Below are 20,244 nucleotides of genomic sequence, written 5' to 3'. Positions count from 1 at the left end.
GGTACCCACCTGCCTTTAAGGCACCTGGTAGCTGGACTGGAGCACCACTTCGGCGCCATCGCCCAGGCGCGCGTAAGCGGTGATACGGTAATTGCGGGCGTTGGAACTGCCGGAGCAAGCCGGCGCGGACATGTCGATGTCGCTGGTGCAGCTCGAGGAGGGGGCATTACCCTCGCCCATGTCCTCGATCACATAGCGGGCTACCAGTCTATACGGGTTGGACTGCTGCTCCTGCTCGGAAACCCGGTAGCCGCCGCCAGAACGCCAGAACCCGTCTGCCTGCCACGGCGGCGACTGGTTCACCGGAGTCATAGCGCAGATGCCGTTCGAGCAGCCGGAGGCCGGTAATGCCGGACGGGTCGCGGCCATGCTTTCGGCTTCGCGCAGCACCGCTTCGGCGTACTGGAAGGCTTTGGCGCGCGCGTTCGCGTTGGCGCTCATGCGCTCCTGCATCAGGGTGCCACGCATGGCTGCCAGACCAAGCAAGGTGATCACCAGCAACAGCAGGAGCACCACGATCAGCGTGGCACCGGACTGACGGACGGAAGAACTCGGCCTGGTCATCACAGCGTGGCCTCGCGATTGCGCAGCTGGACCACGTGGGTTACCCGTCGGCGCAGCGCCTGGCCGTCGACACCTTGGGTCTCCCTGGCACTGAGGGCACCCTCGGTGCCGGTCACCAGCATTTCGATACGCACCGCCAGCACCTGGCTCCAGTCCGTCACCGAACCGGCCGCGACATAGTCGCTGGCCCCTGTCTCCAGATAGGTGATCTGCATGTCCTCCACGCCCTCGATCACCTCGTAGGCCTCGTGCAGGGTATCCGGCGTGTTTCCGTTGGAGCGATTCCCCAGGCTGGCCCGATACAGGGAACGGCCACCACGGGAGTTGTTGCCGACGAACCACCGCACGGTCTGGGCCTTGGCCACGAAGGCCGGACCACGGCCATAGCCGATGCACTGGGCGGACGGCGTGGCTCCTGGCACGAAACAGTAGCCGAAGGCACCGCTGGCCCCAGTGCCGGTACAGGGGCTTTGGTACTGGAACTCCTGGGCACAATTCAGGCTGCTGCCGCCGTTGTGCTGGATCTTGTTGCCAGCAGCCAGGCCGGTGGTCTGGAACACAAATGCATAGTCCATGTTGCAGACCATCAGGATGTCGTTGGTTTGCAGGCTAGTGGTGCTGCTGACGTCGATTTGGGCACTTGGCTGGGCATGGCCTGTTACCCGGATGCCGGAGCCGAAGGCACCATGGACCTCGACCGCATCGGTGCCACTCACGCGCTGGCCGGCATTGCTGCCGAACTGGCCCATGCCCGACGCACCCGACGCCATTGCATCGGTGCCGTCATACCCGTGGATGCCCTCCATCCAGCCAGTCCACCAGGTATTGCTGCCAATCGACAGCTGGTTCACCACCACGGCGGAGGCCGAACAGGGGTTACCCCCAGCCTCGCGGATGTCGCGGGACATCAGCTCGAAAGCGGCGCGAGTTCCTTCCTGGATGCGGTTGAGCGTTTCGGTGGAGGCATATACCCGCTTGTTCGCGAGAAATACGCCGCCGGCGGCCACCACGACGAGCAGGCCGATCAGCATGGCGATCATCAGCTCGACCAGAGAGAGACCGGACTGCGCCGTCCTCGGTTTCATGGGTTGCTTCCGATACATGTCAGAGCCTGGTCTGGGTCTCGATCACTTGTTGTGCCGCACCCCCGGTGGCGCGCTCGTCGTCCCAGCGGACCCCGACCACGCATCGATTGGCGTTGCATTCGACACGGGCGCAGGCACTTTCGCCTACGCTCTGCTTGAGCTGCTGGATCCACAGCGCCCGGTCGGCGCCGACCCGGGAACTGGTATCCGAAGGTGCTGCGCAGCGGTAACCCTCGTTGTACTGCCCGGCCAGCGCGGCATCGCGGTTGGCGCGCATCATGTCCAGGATGGCATAGTTCTGGATGATCGCCGCCGTGCGTTCGGAGGCGCTCTGGGTATTCTTGAGCGTGAGCGCTTGCATGGCAGCGATGCCCAGCAACCCGATGGCCAGCACCAGCACGGCCACCAGCACTTCAATCAGGCTGGAGCCACGCTGGCAGGTTGCCGGAGTGCAGCGCTGTCGCTTCATGGAGGACACACCTCAATCATTGATCTTGACCTGGGCGCAGGCAGCCCCGCCGTCACGCTTGACCACGCTGACCCGGCTGACGGCCACCTGGATGTCCCGGGTGTTCTGGCCCTGGGCCACCTTCATGGAGCAGATCGACAGCGTGCCGCTGGTGGCGATGCTGGCACCGGAACCAACCCTGACCAGACCATTGGGCCGGAAGGCGATCCGGTTGCCCACCTTGTTGCTGCCGACCGCAGTGATGCCGCTGCCGGTGACGCCGAACTCGCGCACGACCTCGCTGCTCGACGGCACGCGTACCGCCACGCGGCTCCAGCTGCTACCGCCACAGGTGCTGCCATTCTCCGTGGGACACAACTCCACTTCACGATTGCGGCGAATGGCCTCAGCCCGGGCCAGCTGCACAGCGGCCACCAGTTCGTTGGTCGCGGCGGTCAGGCGGTTCTGCTGGATGACTCCTTGGAAGCTTGGCACGGCCAAGCCCAAGAGCACCGCCAGCACGGCGACGGTGACCATCAGTTCGACCAAGCTGAAGCCAGCGCTACCCATACGGCGGCCGCCCCGGCGATTTCCCCTATGCCGCTTGTCCATTCCGCTCCCCTTTCCGGGCACGGCACAGGCTATTGGCCCGGCCCGGCCACGCCAAGCCGGGGCCGATGGAAGGACGCCCCGGCGCCGTGAGCGGTCGCCAGCAGGCCGCAGCCCACCCTCCCGCACGCTACCCTTCGCTACCCAGAGCCGGCATGATGCCGGCATTCCGCTAGCCGGCTGGACATGGCCCGCACCCCGACGATTTCAGCACTCGACACCCTGTGGCAGGCTCCCGTCATCCTGTGGACCATCCTGGCCGGGGAGGGACTGGCAGCCATCCTCGCCATGGCCCCCGGCGTGGATGGCAACCGCCTGATCTATTTCGGCACCACCTCGCTGGTGGTGCAGTGGGTGTCGCTGTCCACCCTGGGCGTGCTTTACCTGTTCCGGCGCCCGCTGGCGCGGCTGCGTCCGACCCGGATCGCGCAGATGGCTCTGGTGACCCTGATCGCGGTCACCGCGCTTGTGTGCGCTGCCGGCTGGCTGGTACTGCGGGAGCCCTGGCCACTGGCCCGCGACGGTTGGCTGGCCATGTTCCTGCGGCTGACCGGCATCGCCTTGGTGGTTGGCCTGATGGGCCTGGCCGCCTTCCTGCATCACTGGCGTGTGCGGCAGCTGCTCCTGCGCACGAAGCAGGCCGAAATCGAGGTGGTGCGGGCGCGCGTGCGTCCGCATTTCCTGTTCAACACCCTCAATACCGGCGCCGCCCTGGTCCACCAGCGCCCGGCCGAGGCTGAGCAGCTGCTGCTTAACCTGGCCGACCTGTTCCGCGCGGTGCTGGGCGGACCACAGGAGGTGCCACTGACCGAGGAGCTGGCCTTGGCCAGACGCTACCTGGAGATAGAGGGGTTGCGCTTCGGCGAACGCCTGCAGGTGGCCTGGCAATTGCCGGACGAGCTGCCACAGGTGACGCTGCCGGTCCTGTCGCTGCAACCGCTGGTAGAGAACGCGATCCGCCACGGCATCGAGCGCAGCCCCCGGGGCGGCGAGATCGGCATCGTCGTACGCGCAGATAGGGACTGGCTGGAGGTCAGCGTGCGCAACCCGCTACACGGCACCGGTCCCAGCAAGCCCGGCCACCAGGTCGGCCAGAGCGGGGTACGGGCCCGGTTGCAGGCCATGACCCACGGCCGCGGCCATCTGGAAACCAGGATCGAGGACGGCCACTACCTGGCGGCCATACGCTTGCCGCTGTAGCCGCGCCGGGTAGCTCCGGCGCTCAGGCCACCACGCGGTAGCAGGGCCGGTATTCGCCGGCGATCTTCATCCGGCGCTGCTCGACGAAGGCGCGCAACAGGCCGTCCAGCGCCTGCATCATGTCCGGCGCGCCATGGATCTGGAACGGGCCGTGCTCCTCGATCTGGCGCATGCCCTCTTCCTTGACGTTGCCGGCGACGATGCCGGAGAACGCGCGGCGCAGGTCGGCGGCCAGCGCGGACGCGGGGCGGCCGTGGTGCAGGTCGAGCGCGGCCATCGCCTCGTGGGTCGGCGCAAACGGCTGCTGGAACTCCAGCGGGATGCTGATGCCCCAGTTGAAGTAGAAGGAATCCTTGTGCGAGATGCGCGCCTCGCGCACCTTGCGGATCCCGGCCACCATCTTCTTCGCCACCGCGGCCGGATCGCCGATCACGATCTCGTAGCGCGAGGTCGCCGCCTCGCCCAGGGTGAGGCGCAGGAAGCGGTCGATCTGTTCGAAGTACGGCGCGGCGATGGTCGGGCCGGTGAGGATCAGCGGGAACGGCAGGTCGGCGTTCTCCTCGCGCAGCAGGATGCCCAGCAGGTACAGGATCTCCTCGGCGGTGCCGACGCCGCCGGGGAACACCACGATGCCGTGGCCCAGGCGCACGAACGCCTCCAGCCGCTTCTCGATGTCCGGCATGATCACCAGGTTGTTGACGATCGGGTTCGGCGATTCGGCGGCGATGATCCCGGGCTCGGTGATGCCGATGTAGCGGGTGTGGTGGCGGCGCTGCTTGGCGTGGGCGATGGTCGCGCCCTTCATCGGCCCCTTCATCGCGCCCGGGCCACAGCCGGTGCAGATGTCCATGCCGCGCAGGCCCAGCTCGTAGCCGACCTGCTTGGTGTAGATGTATTCGTCGCGCGAGATCGAGTGGCCGCCCCAGCACACCACCAGGTTCGGCTCGGTGGGCTCGAGGATGCGCGCGTTGCGCAGCAGCCCGAACACCGCGTCGGTGATGCCCTCGGAGGTGCGCAGGTCGACGCCGGAGCCTTCGCCGCCCAGCTCGATCGCGGTCCAGGCCAGGTCGCGCACGGTGGCGAACAGCAGCTCGGCCACGCCGCGGATGATCTCGCCGTCGACGAAGGCCATCGCCGGCGCGTTCTGCAGGTCGATGCGGACGCCGCGGTCCTGCTGGGTGACCTGGATGTCGAAATGCGGGTAGAGGTCGCGCGCGGCGCGCGGGTCGTCGTTGGCGCTGCCGCTGGTCAGCACCGCCAGCGCGCAGCGGCGCAGCAGTTCGTGCATGCCGCCGGACGAGGCGTCGCGCAGGCGCGCCACTTCCCGGCGGGAAAGGATGTCCAGACCCCCGCGCGGGTAGATGCGTGCGTCCTGCACGGGCAGCGTGCTGTTCTGGGTCATGGGTTCACGGGCTTGCAAAGGGTCGGTCGGCGACTTTACCCCACCGGCGCCGGCCGCGCGCAAGCGCCGGCCGTCACGGAGTGCCGGGTCCGCCCGGCTGTCCGTTGCCCTCGTCCGCAGGCGCCGGAAAAGCAGACGGCCGGGTTTCCCCGGCCGTCTGCGTCTGTTGCTGTCCAGGATGGGATCAGAAGCGGTACTTCAGGCCCAGCATCACCGACCAGCGCGACACCGCGGTGTTGCCCTTGTCGTTGTTGTTTTCCTGGATCTGCGGCTCCTGCGCCGAACCGGTGAAGTTGTACACGTACTTGCCGGTGGCCGGATCGATACCCGCGTAGTTGGCCACGCGAGCGGTCGAGTTGAAGCCGTAGTCCTCGATGTGGCCCCACTTCTTGTTGAGCAGGTTGCCGACATTCATGATGTCCAGCGACAGCTCGGTCTTGTGGCCGCGGAACAGGCCCGGCAGCTCCTGGCTGATGCGCACGTCGACGCTGTTGGTCCAACTGGTGCGGAAGCGGTTGGCCGGAGCCACCTGGCCCTTGTAGCGCGCCAGGTCGGGGTGCTTGGCCAGCCAGTCGAAGAACTGCTGCTCCATCGCCGCGCCACCGGTCCACAGCACGTCGCCAGGACCGGCCGGCACGTAGAACAGGTCGTTGAAGTAACCCGCACCGTTCGCGCTGGTCGCGTCGCCGTTGGCGTCGTTGTAGAAGATGTAGCTGAACGGACGGCCGCTACGACCCTCGTAGAACGCCGACACGCGGGTCTTGTAGTCGCCGAAGAACGCCTTCTGCCAGTGCAGCTGGCCGCTGATGCGGTCCTTGATCGCGTAGCGCGAGTCGTAGGCCACGTTCTCGTTGACCGAGAAGATCGGCGTGTTGCCCCAGTTGGAGGTGTTCTGCGAGCTGGTCATCGGGCTGACCTCGGTCGCACGGGTGTAGGTGTAGAACAGCGACCAGCCCCAGGTCTCCTGCAGCGGCTTGTCCAGGCCGAAGGTCAGCTGGGTGCTGTCACCCTTGCTGGTGTTGCGGATCAGCAGCACGTCGCCGATGCCGTTCGGACGCTTGGCCTTGGTGGCGGCGCCGTTGGTGCCCGGGTCGATGCCGTAGCGGCCCGCATTGGCCGGGTTCAGGCCCGCGGCGTTCCAGTACAGCGGACGGCCGTCCTGGCCATAGGCGGTCGGGCCTTCGCCGGCGGCGTTGTACAGGTCCAGGCGCTCGACGTAGATGCCGTCGTTGACCTTGGTGAACAGCGCTTCGGCCGACGCGACGATGCCGTACCACGGCAGCTCGGTGTCGAACGCCAGGTTGGCCTTCCACACGGACGGCAGCTTCAGGCCCGGCTCGATGATGTCGACGTTGTGGCGGGCGCAGCTGGCCAGCGTCGGGATCGGGTTGCAGGCCGGGTTGTTGGCGCTGCCCGGGATGTACGGCGGGTTCACCTCCGGGGTGAAGATCGCGCCCGGGTTGTTCAGGGTGTACTCGACGTAGTTCAGGCCGGTGTTGGAGTAGGCACCCGACAGCCACACGTTCGGGGCTGCGCCGCCGAACAGGCCCACGCCGCCGCGCAGCTGGGTCGGACGCTCGCTGTCGAAGGTGTAGTTGAAGCCGAAGCGCGGCTGCACCAGCTTGTCGTCCGGCACGACGGTGTTGTCGTAGCCGTAGACCTGCTCGATGAAGGGGTTGTGCAGCTTCTGCGCGCTGTAGTCAGGCAGGTCGACGCGGACGCCGAACATCAGGGTCAGGTTGTAGTTGACCGCCCAGGTGTCCTGCAGGAACAGGCCGGTGTTCTTCAGGGTGAACGCGGCCGGGACGTCGGCGTAGGTGCCACCGTCCGGACGCGGCGCGCGCACGATGTACTGCGACGGGGTACCGGCGACGAAGGCGGCCAGGTTGTTGAAGGTGTAGACGCCGTTGAGGTTACGACCGTAGTAGTTCATCAGGTCGTTGTCCTGGTGGTCGGCGCCGAACTTGACGGTGTGGTCGCCGACGTACCAGTTGGCCGCGCCGAACAGGCTCAGCTCCTTGCTCTCGACGATGTTGACGTGGGTGTTCTGCTCGGTACCCAGGTAGATCGACGAGTTGTTGGCGCCGAAGCCGCGGATCTGGATCTGCGGCAGGTTCGACGACGGCGAACGGATCGCCGAGTAGTCCTTGTAGGAGGCCTTCAGCTCGGTGGAGAAGTTGTCGCTCCAGTCGCTGAACAGCTCGGCCATCACGGTTTCGTAGGTCTTCGGCTGCGCGTACCAGTAGCTGCTCAGCGAGACCGTGGTGCTGCCCATGCCCGGGAAGCGCATCACGCTCTGTTCCATCTTGTTGTAGCGGATGGCGGCGCGGTGGTCTTCGTTGATGTTCCAGTCGAGCTTGAGCGCGTACTCCTCGATCTCGGTCTTGCTGTCGCCAGGCGAGGCCAGCGAGCCGGCGTCGAAGCCGTGCGCGTTGGCGGCGGCGATGACCGCGGCGATGTCGGCATCGGTCACGTTGCCGGCGCCGTAGGCGGTGTCGCTCAGGCTGACGCCCGGGGCGGTACGGGTGTACTTCTCGTAGTTGGCGAAGAAGAACAGCTTGTCCTTGACGATCGGGCCACCGAAGGTGGCGCCGACGGTCTCTTCCTTGTTGAAGCCGTTGAAGATCCGGCCTTCAAGGTCCTCGCGCACCATGTCCTTGTCGCGGTAGGTGTAGTACACCGTTCCGGAGAAGTCGTTGGTGCCCGAACGGGTCACGGCGTTGATGACCGCGCCGGTGCCGCCGAAGATGGTGGTGTCGTAGTTGGCCAGGTCGATGTTGATTTCCTGGATCGCGTCCATCGACACCGGCTGGCGCTCGGTCGGGAAGTTGTTCGACTCCAGGCCGAACGGGTCGCCGGCGCCGATGCCGTCGATGCGGATCGCGTTGAAGCGGCTGTTCTGGCCACCGGCCGAGATCGCGCCGTCGGCCTTGCTCACCTGGGTGATGCGCGGGTCGAGGCGGATGAAGTCCTGCATGTTGCGGTTGGCCGACGGCAGGGCCTCGATGGTCTGGCGGTTGACGTTGGTGCCGGTGCCCATCTTGGTGGCGCTGAACACGTCGGAGCCGACGGCGTAGCCGACCGCGGTCACGCCCTGCAGGGTGGTGATGTCGCCGGTCAGCTGGACGTTGACGGTGTTGACCTGGTTCAGGCCCAGGTACACGCCTTCCTCGGTCTTGGTGCCTTCGCCCGGCTTGGCGATGGTGATGGTGTACGGGCCGCCGACGCGCAGGCCGCGGGCGTTGTAGCGGCCGCTGGCGTCGGTGGTGGCGCGGCTGACCGTGCCGGACTCGACGTGCGTGATCACCACCTCGGCGCCGACGACCGGCTCGCCGCTGGAGGAGAGGACGGTGCCACCCACACCGGAAGAGGTGCTCTGGGCAAACGCGGGAGCGGCTGCGAGTGCAGCGACCAGACCCAGGGTGAGTTTGGACATCCGGAGTCGACGGTTATCGGTCATGAGTGGCCTCAATGGTGGGTGGCTTTGGGGCGGCAGCCCGTGGCTGACGAGGTGGAAAAAGTTTTCCCCGCAATGGTTGCAGGGGTTAACAACAGATTAACATGCTAGAGACGTGATGTGATCATCACATTACAAAAATCTATTGCGGCGCAACACGCGCAAGTCCGTACGCCGACAGGATTTTTGTCCGGAAGCCCTGACTCCCCAGTCAGGCGCCGGTTCCCGTCCCCAGGTAGGTGGCCAGGCCATCCAGCAGCATCTGCACGGAGATGGCCACCAGCAGCATGCCCATCAGTCGCTCCACGGCCGACAGCGCGCGGCGGCCCAGCAGCCGGTACAGCAGCGGCGACGCCAGCAGGATGGCGGCGGTCGCCACCCAGGCCAGCAGCAGGGCCAGGCTCCACTCACCCAGCCGGTCCGGCTCCTTGCTACCCAGCAGCATCACCGCGGCCATGCCCGAGGGGCCGGCGACCAGCGGGATGGCCAGCGGCACGATGAAGGGTTCGCCATCGGGGATCTCACCCATCAGCCCCTCCGGGCGCGGAAAGATCATGCGGATGCCGATCAGGAACAGGACGATGCCGCCGGCAATGGAGACCGACTCCTGGCGCAGGTGCATGAGCTCCAGGGCGTACTTGCCGCACCACAGGAACAGCATCAGCACGCCCAGGGCGATCAGCAGCTCGCGCACCAGCACCACCCGCTGGCGGTGCGGCGGCAGCGGCTTGAGCACGCTGAGGAACACCGGGACGTTGCCCAGCGGATCGAGGATCAGGAACAGCAGCAGCGCCGCCGAAAGCACGGTCATGCCGGCAGGTCCCCGGGCTCGGGGGCCCAGATGGTGCCGCGATGGGCGGCGCCGGCCGGCGACAGCAGGGTGACGCAGGCCCCGGCGTAGGCAGCGGCGTCGCGGGCGCGCGGGTCGAGGTCGTCGGCGTAGGCGCGGCCGCGCAGGGCGGTGCGCATCGGGCCCGGCTGCAGGCCGGCCACGCGTACCTGGGTGCCGGCCAGCTCCGCGGCCAGCATCTCCACCAGCGCGCGCAGGCCGTGCTGGGCCACGCCGTAGCCGCCCCAGTAGGCCTGGCCGACCCGGGCCGGGTCGTCCACCGCCAGCACCACGGACGGATCGCCAGCCTGGCGCAGCAGCGGCAGGCAGGCCTGCAGCAGCCACCAGGGCGCGGTCAGGTTGACGTGGATGGCGCGGGCGAAGGCGGCCGGGTCGATGTGCTCCAGCGGGGTCAGGCCGCGGAACTCGGCGGCGCAGTGCAGCAGGCCGTCGAGCCGGCCGAGCTCGGCGTGGATGCGTTCGGCCAGCTCGGCGTAGTCGTCGGGGGTGGCGCCTTCCAGGTCCAGCGGGTACAGCACGGGCTCCGGACCGGCCTGGGCGACGGTGTCGTACACCCGGTTGAGCTTGGGCACCTTGCGGCCGAGCAGGACCAGGGTCGCGCCGGCGGCGGCGCAGGCTTCGGCCGCGGCGGCGCCGAGGCCGCCATGGGCGCCGGTGAGGAGGACGACGCGGCCGGCCAGCGGCTGCGGGGCGGCGGTGGGCAGGGCGAACAGGCTCACTGCGACTGCGCTTCGCTGACCATGCGCTGCAGCTCGCCGGACTCCAGCAGCTCCAGGGTGATGTCGCAGCCGCCGATCAGCTCCCCGTGCAGGAACAGCTGCGGGAAGGTCGGCCAGTTGGAGTAGCGCGGCAGGTTGGCCCGGACCTCGGGCTCCTCCAGCACGTTCACCGTGTGCAGCTGCCCGGCGCCGGCGGCCTGCAGGGCCTGCACGGCGCGCGCGGAGAACCCGCACATCGGATAGGCCGGCGTGCCCTTCATGAACAGCACGATCGGATGGCCTTCGACCTCGGCCTGGATGCGCTCCATCACCGCCATTGCGAATCTCCGTGGACGGGGGCGCGTGCCCGCGTCGGCTAGACTGAAGTTGCAATTGTAATCCCTGCGCCGCCGCGCCGACGCCCGAACCACCGGAACCCCATGCCGATCGAGCTGCCCGACCTGCCCTTCGCCCCTGCCGCGCTCGAGCCGCACCTGTCGGCGGACACCCTCCAGGCCCACCTCGCCTGCCACCGGGCCTGCGTCGAGGAACTGCAGCAACGGCTCGCCGGCAGCGGCCTGGACGGACTGGAGCTGGAGGACCTCGTGCGCCGCGGCCGCGGCCGCATCGCCGGGCTGGCCGCCGAAGCCTGGAACCACGGCTTCTTCTGGGCCTGCCTGTCGCCGCGTGGTGGCGGCGATCCGTCCGGCCGGCTGGCCGACCTGGTGTCGCGGCAGTACGGCGACGCGGCGCGTTTCCGCGAAGAGTTCAACCGGGTGGCGCTGGGCCTGTCCGGTCCGGGCTGGGCCTGGCTGGTGCAGCGCCCGGACGGCAGCCTCGGCATCGTCGCCACCCGCGGCGCCAGCACCCCGCTGACCGGGACCGACACGCCGCTGCTGGCCTGCGACCTGTGGGAACACGCCTACTGGCTGGACCGGCAGGACGAAAAGACCGCCTACCTGGACGCGTTCTGGAAGGTGGTGGACTGGCCGGCCGCGGCGACGCGGCTGCGGCCGCTGTAAGGCCCGGCCTGGAGCGGCGGGCACCGGTCGGGTCCTGCCCGCAACCCGTCGCGATTTCCGGGAATCCGCAGGCGCGCGCGCCAGGGCGCCGCGCGCACCGTTCCGGCTGTCGGCCCCGCTTACGCGTCGCCGTGCAGCGCCTTGATCACCGGCGCGACCTGGTCCTCGCGGCCCAGCTTCTTCCCCACCCGCCCCAGCGCGCCGGCGAGGCCCGCCGCATCGTCGCTGCGCAGGGTGGCGTGGCCGACCTTGCGCCCGGCGCGCGGTTCCTTGCCGTAGTCGTGCCAGTGACCGCCGGGCTCGCCCAGCACGGCGCTGGCATCGGGCATGGCGCCGATCCAGTTGAGCATGCAGGCATGGCCGCGCATCGCGGTGCTGCCCAGCGGCATGCCCAGCACGGCGCGCAGGTGGTTCTCGAACTGCGAGGTCTCGGCACCCTCGATGGTCCAGTGGCCGGAGTTGTGCACGCGCGGCGCCAGCTCGTTGGCCAGCAGCCGGCCATCGCGGCAGAACAGTTCCAGCGCGAACACGCCGACGTAGTCCAGCCGTTCGGCCAGGCGCCGCGCGTAGGCGGTGGCGGTGTCCGCCAGCGCCGCATCGGTCCGCGCCGGCGCCAGGCTGGCCGACAGCACGCCATCGACGTGCCAGTTCTCGGTCAGCGGCCAGGTGCGGAACTCGCCGTCGCGGCCGCGCACGGCGACTACGCTCACTTCCCGCTCGAACGGAACGAAGGCTTCCAGGATCAGGCCGACCTTGCCGGCCTGCGCGCCCAGCGCGTCCCAGGCCAGGTCGGCATCGGCCAGCGCGCGGATGCGGAACTGGCCCTTGCCGTCATAGCCGAGCCGGCGGGTCTTGAGGATGCACGGCACGCCTACGATGGCCAGCGCCGCGTCCAGCTCCTCGCGGCTGGACACCGTCGCGAACTGCGGCACCGGGATGTCCAGTTCGCGGAACAGGGTCTTCTCGGCCAGCCGGTCCTGGGCGACGGCCAGCGCGCGCGGGTTCGGGAACACCGGCACCCGCGCCGACAGCCATTCGGCGCTCTCGGCCGGCACGTTCTCGAAGTCGAACGTGGCCACGTCGACCTTCGAGGCGAACTCGGCCAGCGCGGCCTCGTCGCGGTAGTCGCCGACCAGCAGCGGCGCGAACTGGCCGGCGCAGGCGTCGGCCACGGTGTCCATGACCAGGAAGCGCAGGCCCAGCGGCGCGCCGGAAAGCGCCAGCATGCGGGCCAGCTGCCCGCCTCCGAGGATGCCTGCGGTGGTCATTGCCGGGGGTCGTCGTGGGCGAGCACGTCGTCGGTCTGGCGCTGGCGGAACTGCTCCAGCGCCTCGCCGATGTGCGGATGGTCGGCGGCCAGCAGGGCGGCCGCGAACAGGCCGGCGTTGGCGGCGCCGGCGTTGCCGATGGCGAAGGTGGCGACCGGGATGCCGGCCGGCATCTGCACGATCGACAGCAGCGAATCCATGCCGTTGAGGGCCTTGCTCTGCACCGGCACGCCCAGCACCGGCACCGCGGTCTTGGCGGCGAGCATGCCCGGCAGGTGGGCGGCGCCGCCGGCGCCGGCGATGATCGCGCGCAGGCCGCGCGCCTTCGCGGCGGCGGCGTACTCGAACAGCACGTCCGGGGTGCGGTGCGCGGACACGACCTTGACCTCGTACGGCACGCCCAAGGCGTCGAGCTTCTGCACGGCGTGCTGCATGGTTTCCCAGTCGGAACGGGACCCCATCACGACGCCGACGAGGGGTGGAGCGGACTGGGCCGCGGGCGGGTTGGGCTGGGCTGGCATGGCCGTCCTCGGTGGCAAGGCCGTATTCTAGCCGTCTTCCCCGCGAACCGTTCCCGCCCATGGACCGCAAGCTGCTCGATCTCCTGTGCTCGCCCGATACCCGCCAGCCGCTGGCGCTGCTGGAAGCACGCGGCCTGGAAGCGCTCAACCGCGCCATCGCCGCCGGCCAGGTCAAACGCGGCGACGGCAGCGTGCAGGTCGAACCGCTGCGCGAAGCCCTGGTCAGCCGCGACCGCCGCCAGGTGTTCCGCGTCGACGACGGCATCCCGGTGCTGCTGGTCGAGGAATCGCTGGCCACCTCGCAGGTGGCCGACTTCCCGGCGGGCTGAGCCGGTGGCCGCGCCGGTTCCGCCGCCCCGGGACGCGATCCTGGCCGACGTGCGGCGGGCGCTGCAGGAGGACCTCGGCAGCGGCGACATCACCGCCGCCCTGCTCCCCGACGTGCCCGAGCGCGCCTGCCTGCTGTGCAAGGAGCCGGCGGTCGTCGCCGGCGCGCCGTGGTTCGAGGCCTGCCACCGCGAACTGGACCCGCAGGTGCGCATCGAATGGCGCGTCGCCGACGGCGACCGCGTCGAGGCCGGCACCGTGCTGGCCGTGCTCGAAGGTCGCAGCCGCGCCCTGGTCAGCGCCGAGCGCACCTCGCTCAACTTCATGCAGACCCTCTCCGGCACGGCCACCACCACCGCCACCTACGTGGAGGCGGTGCGCGGTACCGGCGCGACGATCCTGGACACGCGCAAGACCCTGCCCGGCCTGCGCCTGGCGCAGAAGTACGCGGTCCGCGCCGGCGGCGGCGCCAACCACCGCATCGGCCTGTTTGACACGGTGATGCTCAAGGAAAACCACATCCGCGTCGCCGGCTCGGTATCCGCCGCGATCGCCGCGGCGCGCGCGGCCCAGCCCGGGTTGCCGCTGGTCGTGGAGGTGGAGACGCTGGAGCAGCTGCGCGAAGCCCTGTCCTGCGGCTGCGACCGCATCCTGGTCGACGACTTCGGCCCCGAAGAGCGTCGCGAGGCGGTACGCATCGCCCGCGCGGCGCCGTTCGACGGACAGATCCCGCTGGAGGTTTCCGGCAGCGTGGAGCTGGCCGGCCTGCGCGCGATCGCCGAGGACGGCGTGGACTTCATCTCGATCGGCGCGCTGACCAAGCACGTACGCGCGATCGACCTGTCGATGAAGCTGGGCGCGCCGCCGGCATAGGCCGCCGGCCGTGCCGCACCTTCCTCGCGCCGCAATGCCGCGCGCGGATCCGGCGCGCACGCCGGCAACCGTTACCCGCTGGCCCCGCACCGCCGCGCCTTGCGTTTTCCGCCGTCATTGCCGGCACGATCACGACCCATCCACCGCCGGCGGCTAAGCTCGTTCCGCACCCAGGGAAGGACCCGTCATGCGCAAGCACCACGCACTCGCCCTGCTCGCCCTCGCCCTGCCCTCCGCGCCTGCCGCCGCCGCGGGCGTGGAGGTGTGCGACCTGCCGCCACGTTTCGGCATCGAACCGGCCGCCGCGGCGATCGTCCGCACCGCCTGCGAGGAGCACCGGCTGTGGACGCGCCCCTTCATCGAGGCCGACGGGCGCCTGGCCTGGCTGGGCGTGACCGAGTCGGAAAGCTCGGCCCTGGCCGATGGCATCACCCCGGCCTGGCAGCGCGTGGCCCGCTACTGGCGCGACAGCGGCACGCTCTACCCGATGGCCTCCAGCGCCGGTGCCAACAGCTGCATCTACCCCGGCGGGGTGCGCGCCACCGACAACGACTGCCGCGCCTTCATCGCCGACAACCCATGGTCGGCGGCGTTCATCTCGTGGGTGATGGCGCGCGCACCGCTGCCGGGCTTCCATGGCTCCCCGCGGCACATGGACTACATCGCCCGCGCCTGGCGCGACCCTGCCGGCAGTCCCTACCTCTACGCGGATCCGTTCACCGGCCGCCCCACGCCGGGCGACCTGCTCTGCTTCCTGCGCGCGGACGACCAGGGCCGCGGCCCGGAAGGACTGCGCCAGGCCCTGTCCGGCCAGGCGCCACTGCCGGTGCGCTCGCATTGCGACATCGTGGTCGCGGCGAACGTCGGCGGCGACCGCACGCTGTACCTGATCGGCGGCAACGTGCTCAACACGGTGATGATGCGCAAGCTGCCGCTGGATGCGTCGGGGCGCCTGCTGCCCGGCCCGTTGCAGGCCGCGGCCGAAGGCGCGTTGCGCGGACCGGAGGCCGTCGCGGGGCAGCCTGTCACCGACGCCAGTGCGGCGGCGCCGGCCGCGGCGACATCGGTGGCCGCCGCCACCAGCAGCATGGCGCCCAGCGACGACATCGTTCCCGCGGCCTGCCGGCCGGGCAATCCTTCGGCGTGCAGCTTCAACCGGCGCGACTGGGTGGCGCTGCTGAAGCTCAAGCCGCAGGCGCAGCTGCCTGGCGGCGTGCGGGCCGTCGCGCCCGTGTCGACCTACACGCCCGCGGCCGGCGCGGCACCGTCGAATGCCGCCGCCACGCCAGCGGGAACGCCGGGTCCACCGGCCTCCGTCCAGCCGGCGAACAGCGTCGCACCTGCGCCGGTTCCGGTCGCCGCGCCGGCAGCACAGCCGTCCGGGATCCCGCCGGCGTCTTCCGCGACTCCGCCCGCCACGCCTGCACCCACGCCTGTGCCGGCCACGCCGCAAACCACCTCGCCGCAGCCACAACCCGCGACCACGCCACCGCCAGGCGGCTGAGCGCGCCGACGCGACGCCGCGCATCGTGGGCTGCATGCTTCGGCTAAAGTTCGCGCATGCCCAGCCTGATCCTGTTGATGATTGCCGGTGCGGCCATCGCCGCGTGGTGGAACGCCTCGCGCGCGGCCGCCGAACGCGCCGAGGCGCTCGGCCGCGATGCCTGCGCCGCCGCCAATGTGCAGTGGCTCGACCACAGCGTGCACGGCACCGGCGTGCGCCTGTACCGCCGCGAGGACGGCTGGCTGGGGCTGGAGCGCAGCTTCCGCTTCGACTACTCGGAGGACGGCATCGAACGCCACGTCGGGCGCATGGTGCTGCGCGGCGAGCGTCTGGTCTCGTTCACCGGACCGGCGCAGGGCGGGCGGGTCCTGCCGTTCACGCCGCGCGACGGCGGGCAGTAGCGACGTCGCCGCGGACGGCGCGGCGGGCTTCCCGGCTTACTTCACCACCCGCAGGTGCGGGCGCTTGCCCGCGGGCGGTTCCGGCGGGGTTTCCGGCGGATGGTCGTCGCCGTCGTGGCCGTCGTGGTGGCCGTCATGGTCTTCCGGCGGCTCCGGCGCACCGGCGCTTTCCTCCGGCAGGACCATGCCCTGCCCGGTCTCCCGCGCGTACACGGCCAGCACCGCGCCCACCGGCACGCTGACCGGCTGGCTCACCCCGCCGAAGCGCGCGGTGAAGCCGATCCACTCGTTGTCCATGTGCAGGCCGACCACGGCGCGGTCGGCGATGTTGAGCACGACCTTGCCCTCGCGCACCGCACCCGGCGGCACACGCACGCCCGGCACCCCGGCATCCACGAGGATGTGCGGGGTCATGCCGTTGTCGTTGATCCACTCGGTCAGCGCCCGCAGCAGGTACGGGCGGTAGCTGGTCATGCGCGGGACGTCGTCGCTCATGCGTACAGTCTACGCCTCCGCGGCGTTTTCCGCCGCGAAGGCCGCCGGTCAGGCCGGCAACTCGCGCAGCTTCTTTTCCTGGTCGGTGAGGCTGCGCAGGAAGCCCGGGTTGCGGAAGATGCGGTTGCCGTAATCCTCGATCGGCTTGCCGTCCTTCGGCAGCGGCACGTCCAGCGCCTGCAGGCGCCAGATGATCGGCGCCATCGCGCAGTCGGCCAGGCTCATTTCGGGATTGAGGAAGAACTTGCTGGCGCGGAACAGCGGCAGCGATTCGGTCAGCAGCTCGCGCAGGCGCTTGCGGCCGGCCTCGGCCTGCTGCCTGTTGCCCAGCTGGATCGCCTGCACCTGCGGCACCCAGTCGTGCTCGATGCGCAGCATCGCCAGGCGCAGGCGCGCGCGCGAAAGCGGATCGACCGGCATCAGCGGCGGATGCGGGTAACGTTCGTCGAGGTACTCGCTCACCACCGAGGCGGCGTACAGCACCAGCTCGCGCTCGACCAGGGTCGGCACCGAGTGGTAGGGGTTGAGGTGGATGAGGTCCTCGGGCGGATTCTGCGCGTCGACCGGGACCAGGTCGTAGGTCACGCCCTTGGCCGCCAGGACCAGGCGGACCCGATGACAGAGCACGTCATCGACGGACGAGAACAACGTCAGGGTATTGCGCATGCGCACGCTCGCTGCCATCTAGGCCTCCGAGACGGCCGGAATCCGCCGGCCGCTTGCGGCGCTGCCAGGCCCCTCGCCGGCAGTCGCCTCCTTCCCCCGAGTGTGCAGGCCCACGACTGAAAAGCGCAAGGCCGTATGGCCCCTTTCCGGGGGCGGGCCGCGCCCATCCCGGGCGCGGCGCCGTTGGATCAGTGCACGTCCGACCAGTATTCCTGCTTGAGCAGGTAGGCCAGGAACGACAGCGCGACCAGGAACAGGATCACCCACACGCCGATCGCCTGGCGCTTGAGCGCGGCCGGCTCGCCGGCGTACTCGAGGAAGTTGGTGATGTCGCGCACCGCCTGGTCGAACTCCACCGCCGACAGCTGGCCGGCGGAGGTCACCACCAGTCGCTCCGGATGGCGCTCGCCCGCTTCGTCCGGCGCGCCGAACTCGGCGTGCTGCAGGCCCTGCAGCTCCCACAGCGGGTTGGGCATGGACACGTTCGGGAACAGCTGGTTGTTCCAGCCCAGCGGACGCGACTCGTCCAGGTAGAACGACTTGAGGTAGGTGTAGATCCAGTTGCTGCCGCGCACGCGCGAGATCAGGCTCAGGTCCGGCGGCATCTTGCCGAACCACTCGGTGCCGTCCGCGTCGCGCATGGCCACCTGGATCTGCTCGCCGTACTTGGCGCCGGTGAAGTTGAGGTTCTGCATCACCTCTTCTTCGGTCAGGCCCAGGTCGTCGCCCATGCGCGAGTAGCGCAGGAACTTCAGCGAATGGCAGCCCGAGCAGTAGTTCATGTACAGCGCGGCGCCGCGCTGCAGCGAAGCCTTGTCGGACAGGTCGTTGCCCGCCTGCTGCAGGTTGCCGCCCGAGGCGGCGAGCGCGGCGGCGGAGAACAGCAGGCCGGCGGCGGCAGAGGCCAGCAGGGCAATCCACTTCTTAGTCATGCGTCGTCACCCGTTCCGGCACCGGCTTGGTCTTGTCCAGCTTGGTCCACAGCGGCATGGTCAGGAAGAAAAGGAAGTAGTAGACGGTCAGCACGCGGCCGACGATGGTCTCCACCGGGTCGGTGCCGGGGCCCGCGCCGATCTTGCCCAGCCAGACGAAGCTGAAGGCGAAGCCCAGCAGCAGCACCCACGACAGCCAGCCGCGGTAGCGGTAGGACTTGGCCTTGGAGCGGTCCAGCCACGGCAGGGCGAACAGGATCGCGATCGCGCCGAACATCACCAGCACGCCGCCGAGCTTGTCGGGGACCACGCGCAGCATCGCGTAGAAGGGCGTGTAGTACCACACCGGCTTGATGTGCTCCGGGGTGACCAGCTTGTTGGCCTCGGTGAAGTTGTCGTGCTCGAGGAACCAGCCGCCGAACGCCGGGGCGAAGAAGATGATGAAGGCGGCGATGACCATCATCGCGAACACGTAGAAGGTGTCCTTCACCGTGTAGTACGGATGGAACGGCACGCCGTCGGCCGGGGCGGTGGGCGACCAGCGGTTGCCCTTCGGGCCCTTCTTGATCTCCACGCCGTCCGGGTTGTTCGAGCCGACCTCGTGCAGCGCGCCCAGGTGCAGGACCACCAGCAGCAGCAGGACCAGCGGCAGGGCGATCACGTGCAGGGCGAAGAAGCGGCCCAGGGTGGCGTCGGACGGCAGGTAGTCGCCCATGATCCACTCGGTCAGGCCCTGGCCGATCACCGGGATCGCGCCGAACAGCGAGATGATCACCTTGGCGCCCCAGAACGACATCTGGCCCCACGGCAGCACGTAGCCCATGAAGGCCTCGGCCATCAGCACCAGGTAGATCAGCATGCCGAGGATCCACACCAGCTCGCGCGGCTTCTGGTACGAGCCGTACATCAGGCCGCGGAACATGTGCAGGTAGACGACGATGAAGAACAGCGAGGCGCCGGTGCTGTGCATGTACCGGATCAGCCAGCCCCACTCCACGTCGCGCATGATGTACTCGACCGAGGCGAAGGCCTCGGCCGCGCTCGGCTTGTAGTGCATGGTCAGGAAGATGCCGGTCACCAGCTGGTTGACCAGCACCACCATCGACAGCACGCCGAAGATGTACCAGATGTTGAAGTTCTTCGGCGCGTAGTACTCGGACATGTGCTTCCGGTACATCGGCGCCAGCGCCGGGGCGCGGTCGTTGACCCAGCCCATCACGCCTTCGACGGTGCGGGTGATGATGTTCGCCATCGCTTACGCCCCCTGCGGATCGACGCCGATGACGATCGTGTTGTCGTCGGCGTAGTGGTGCGGCGGCACGACCAGGTTGGTCGGCGCCGGCACGCCCTGGAACACGCGCCCGGCCATGTCGAAGCGCGACTTGTGGCAGGGGCAGAAGTAACCGCCCTTCCACTCCGGATCGAACGGCTCGGGGCGGATTTCGGCGGCCATTTCCGGCGAGCAGCCCAGATGGGTGCACAGGCCGACCAGGACCGAGATCTCCGGCTTGAGCGAGCGCAGCTGCGGGTTGGCCTGGCGCACGTACTCCGGCTGCTGGTCGGCGTTGTCCGACTTCGGGTCGCGCAGGCGGCCGTCGAGGGTCGGCAGCGCGTCGAGCACGGCCTTGGAGCGCTTGACGATCCAGATCGGCTGGCCGCGCCACTCCAGGATCAGTCGCTGGCCCTCCTGGAGGGCGCTGATGTCGGCGGTCACCGGTGCGCCGGCCAGCTTGGCCCTCGCGCTCGGGTTCCACGACTTGATGAACGGCACTGCGGCGAAACCAGCTCCGACTGCGCCCACCGCTACGGTGGTGGCGGTCAGGAACCGGCGTCGGCCCGTGTTCACGGGCTTGTGGACCTCATCGTTGGCCATCCGGCACTCCGAAAATCTTCTGCTGGTAGCGTTGGCTGCCTGCGGCGCG

The 20,244-nt window shown here is 69.3% G+C and carries 22 protein-coding genes; 6 read left to right on the top strand and 16 right to left on the bottom strand.

Translation table 11 applies throughout. The annotated features are described in order from the left end of the window. Window positions 1-15 precede the first annotated feature (15 nt). The 4 genes from M503_RS17595 to M503_RS0107220 are packed head-to-tail and all read right to left on the bottom strand — an operon-like array spanning window position 16 to window position 2,667. The gene (locus M503_RS17595; protein ID WP_037060810.1) at window positions 16-564 is read right to left on the bottom strand and encodes a pilus assembly PilX family protein; all 549 of its coding nucleotides are present in this window, start codon (window positions 562-564) and stop codon (window positions 16-18) included. Further along, entirely contained in the window at window positions 564-1,649 is a 1,086-nt protein-coding gene (locus M503_RS0107230) for a PilW family protein (protein WP_028919722.1), read from the bottom strand. Before M503_RS0107230 ends, M503_RS17595 begins: the two co-directional genes overlap by 1 nt. Window positions 1,650-1,668: 19 nt before the next feature. Beyond that, window positions 1,669-2,118, bottom strand: coding sequence for a type IV pilus modification protein PilV (gene pilV, locus M503_RS0107225; protein WP_051414364.1), 450 nt, complete (start codon window positions 2,116-2,118; stop codon window positions 1,669-1,671). Window positions 2,119-2,130: 12 nt separating this feature from the next. After that, the gene (locus M503_RS0107220) at window positions 2,131-2,667 is read right to left on the bottom strand and encodes a GspH/FimT family pseudopilin (RefSeq protein WP_028919724.1); all 537 of its coding nucleotides are present in this window, start codon (window positions 2,665-2,667) and stop codon (window positions 2,131-2,133) included. Between the two features lie 225 nt (window positions 2,668-2,892). Between M503_RS0107220 and M503_RS0107215 the strand changes: the two genes are divergently transcribed. Then, entirely contained in the window at window positions 2,893-3,906 is a 1,014-nt protein-coding gene (locus tag M503_RS0107215; RefSeq protein ID WP_028919725.1) for a sensor histidine kinase, read from the top strand. A 22-nt stretch (window positions 3,907-3,928) separates the two neighbouring features. Here the strand turns inward: M503_RS0107215 and ppnN are convergent, their stop codons facing one another. The 5 genes from ppnN to grxD form a co-directional block, all read right to left on the bottom strand. Beyond that, window positions 3,929-5,308: a nucleotide 5'-monophosphate nucleosidase PpnN gene (ppnN, locus tag M503_RS0107210; protein ID WP_024869843.1), complete on the bottom strand. Its 1,380-nt coding sequence runs from the start codon at window positions 5,306-5,308 to the stop codon at window positions 3,929-3,931. Window positions 5,309-5,492: 184 nt separating this feature from the next. Then, entirely contained in the window at window positions 5,493-8,744 is a 3,252-nt protein-coding gene (locus tag M503_RS0107205; RefSeq protein ID WP_155951989.1) for a TonB-dependent receptor, read from the bottom strand. A gap of 232 nt (window positions 8,745-8,976) precedes the next feature. Further along, the gene (locus tag M503_RS0107200; protein WP_028919727.1) at window positions 8,977-9,576 is read right to left on the bottom strand and encodes a YhgN family NAAT transporter; all 600 of its coding nucleotides are present in this window, start codon (window positions 9,574-9,576) and stop codon (window positions 8,977-8,979) included. After that, entirely contained in the window at window positions 9,573-10,334 is a 762-nt protein-coding gene (locus M503_RS0107195) for an SDR family NAD(P)-dependent oxidoreductase (RefSeq protein ID WP_051414362.1), read from the bottom strand. Before M503_RS0107195 ends, M503_RS0107200 begins: the two co-directional genes overlap by 4 nt. Further along, a complete protein-coding gene (grxD, locus tag M503_RS0107190; protein ID WP_028918137.1) occupies window positions 10,331-10,651 on the bottom strand; it encodes a Grx4 family monothiol glutaredoxin in 321 nt (106 codons plus the stop codon). The genes M503_RS0107195 and grxD overlap by 4 nt, the downstream gene beginning before the upstream one ends. A 102-nt stretch (window positions 10,652-10,753) precedes the next feature. Between grxD and M503_RS0107185 the strand changes: the two genes are divergently transcribed. After that, a complete protein-coding gene (locus tag M503_RS0107185; RefSeq protein ID WP_028919729.1) occupies window positions 10,754-11,335 on the top strand; it encodes a superoxide dismutase in 582 nt (193 codons plus the stop codon). Window positions 11,336-11,454: 119 nt separating this feature from the next. Here the strand turns inward: M503_RS0107185 and M503_RS0107180 are convergent, their stop codons facing one another. After that, complete coding sequence (locus tag M503_RS0107180) at window positions 11,455-12,603, bottom strand: 5-(carboxyamino)imidazole ribonucleotide synthase (protein WP_028919730.1); 1,149 nt, start codon at window positions 12,601-12,603, stop codon at window positions 11,455-11,457. Continuing rightward, a complete protein-coding gene (gene purE, locus M503_RS0107175) occupies window positions 12,600-13,124 on the bottom strand; it encodes a 5-(carboxyamino)imidazole ribonucleotide mutase (protein WP_028919731.1) in 525 nt (174 codons plus the stop codon). The genes M503_RS0107180 and purE overlap by 4 nt, the downstream gene beginning before the upstream one ends. Before the next feature lie 59 nt (window positions 13,125-13,183). Here purE and M503_RS0107170 point away from each other — a divergent pair, with 59 nt between their 5' ends. The 4 genes from M503_RS0107170 to M503_RS0107155 all read left to right on the top strand — a co-directional run bounded on the left by M503_RS0107170 (window position 13,184) and on the right by M503_RS0107155 (window position 16,229). Continuing rightward, window positions 13,184-13,453, top strand: coding sequence for a Trm112 family protein (locus M503_RS0107170; RefSeq protein ID WP_024869851.1), 270 nt, complete (start codon window positions 13,184-13,186; stop codon window positions 13,451-13,453). Between the two features lie 4 nt (window positions 13,454-13,457). Then, on the top strand, window positions 13,458-14,324 hold the full coding sequence (gene nadC / locus M503_RS0107165; protein WP_028919732.1) for a carboxylating nicotinate-nucleotide diphosphorylase: 867 nt from the start codon (window positions 13,458-13,460) through the stop codon (window positions 14,322-14,324). A 187-nt stretch (window positions 14,325-14,511) separates the two neighbouring features. Next, window positions 14,512-15,828 carry a DUF2272 domain-containing protein gene (locus tag M503_RS15895; protein ID WP_081720967.1) on the top strand — a complete coding sequence of 439 codons (1,317 nt, stop codon included), beginning with the start codon at window positions 14,512-14,514 and terminating at the stop codon, window positions 15,826-15,828. Window positions 15,829-15,884: 56 nt separating this feature from the next. After that, window positions 15,885-16,229 (top strand): DUF3301 domain-containing protein, encoded by a 345-nt coding sequence (locus M503_RS0107155; RefSeq protein WP_028919733.1) that lies wholly within the window; start codon window positions 15,885-15,887, stop codon window positions 16,227-16,229. 36 nt (window positions 16,230-16,265) lie between these two features. Here M503_RS0107155 and M503_RS0107150 read toward each other — a convergent pair whose 3' ends face one another. The 5 genes from M503_RS0107150 to petA all read right to left on the bottom strand — a co-directional run bounded on the left by M503_RS0107150 (window position 16,266) and on the right by petA (window position 20,195). Next, complete coding sequence (locus M503_RS0107150; RefSeq protein ID WP_024869855.1) at window positions 16,266-16,724, bottom strand: ClpXP protease specificity-enhancing factor; 459 nt, start codon at window positions 16,722-16,724, stop codon at window positions 16,266-16,268. A 48-nt stretch (window positions 16,725-16,772) separates the two neighbouring features. After that, window positions 16,773-17,408: a glutathione S-transferase N-terminal domain-containing protein gene (locus M503_RS0107145; RefSeq protein ID WP_028919734.1), complete on the bottom strand. Its 636-nt coding sequence runs from the start codon at window positions 17,406-17,408 to the stop codon at window positions 16,773-16,775. Between the two features lie 170 nt (window positions 17,409-17,578). Continuing rightward, a complete protein-coding gene (locus M503_RS0107140) occupies window positions 17,579-18,322 on the bottom strand; it encodes a cytochrome c1 (RefSeq protein ID WP_028919735.1) in 744 nt (247 codons plus the stop codon). Beyond that, window positions 18,315-19,574: a cytochrome b gene (locus M503_RS0107135; RefSeq protein ID WP_024869858.1), complete on the bottom strand. Its 1,260-nt coding sequence runs from the start codon at window positions 19,572-19,574 to the stop codon at window positions 18,315-18,317. The genes M503_RS0107140 and M503_RS0107135 overlap by 8 nt, the downstream gene beginning before the upstream one ends. A 3-nt stretch (window positions 19,575-19,577) precedes the next feature. After that, complete coding sequence (gene petA / locus M503_RS0107130; RefSeq protein ID WP_028919736.1) at window positions 19,578-20,195, bottom strand: ubiquinol-cytochrome c reductase iron-sulfur subunit; 618 nt, start codon at window positions 20,193-20,195, stop codon at window positions 19,578-19,580. Window positions 20,196-20,244 lie beyond the last annotated feature (49 nt).

Source organism: Pseudoxanthomonas suwonensis J47 (genome assembly GCF_000513955.1).
In the GTDB taxonomy this organism is placed as follows: domain Bacteria; phylum Pseudomonadota; class Gammaproteobacteria; order Xanthomonadales; family Xanthomonadaceae; genus Pseudoxanthomonas; species Pseudoxanthomonas suwonensis_C.
The sequence above is the reverse complement of the archived record's forward strand: the minus strand, read 5'-3'. Positions and strand labels throughout refer to the sequence as shown.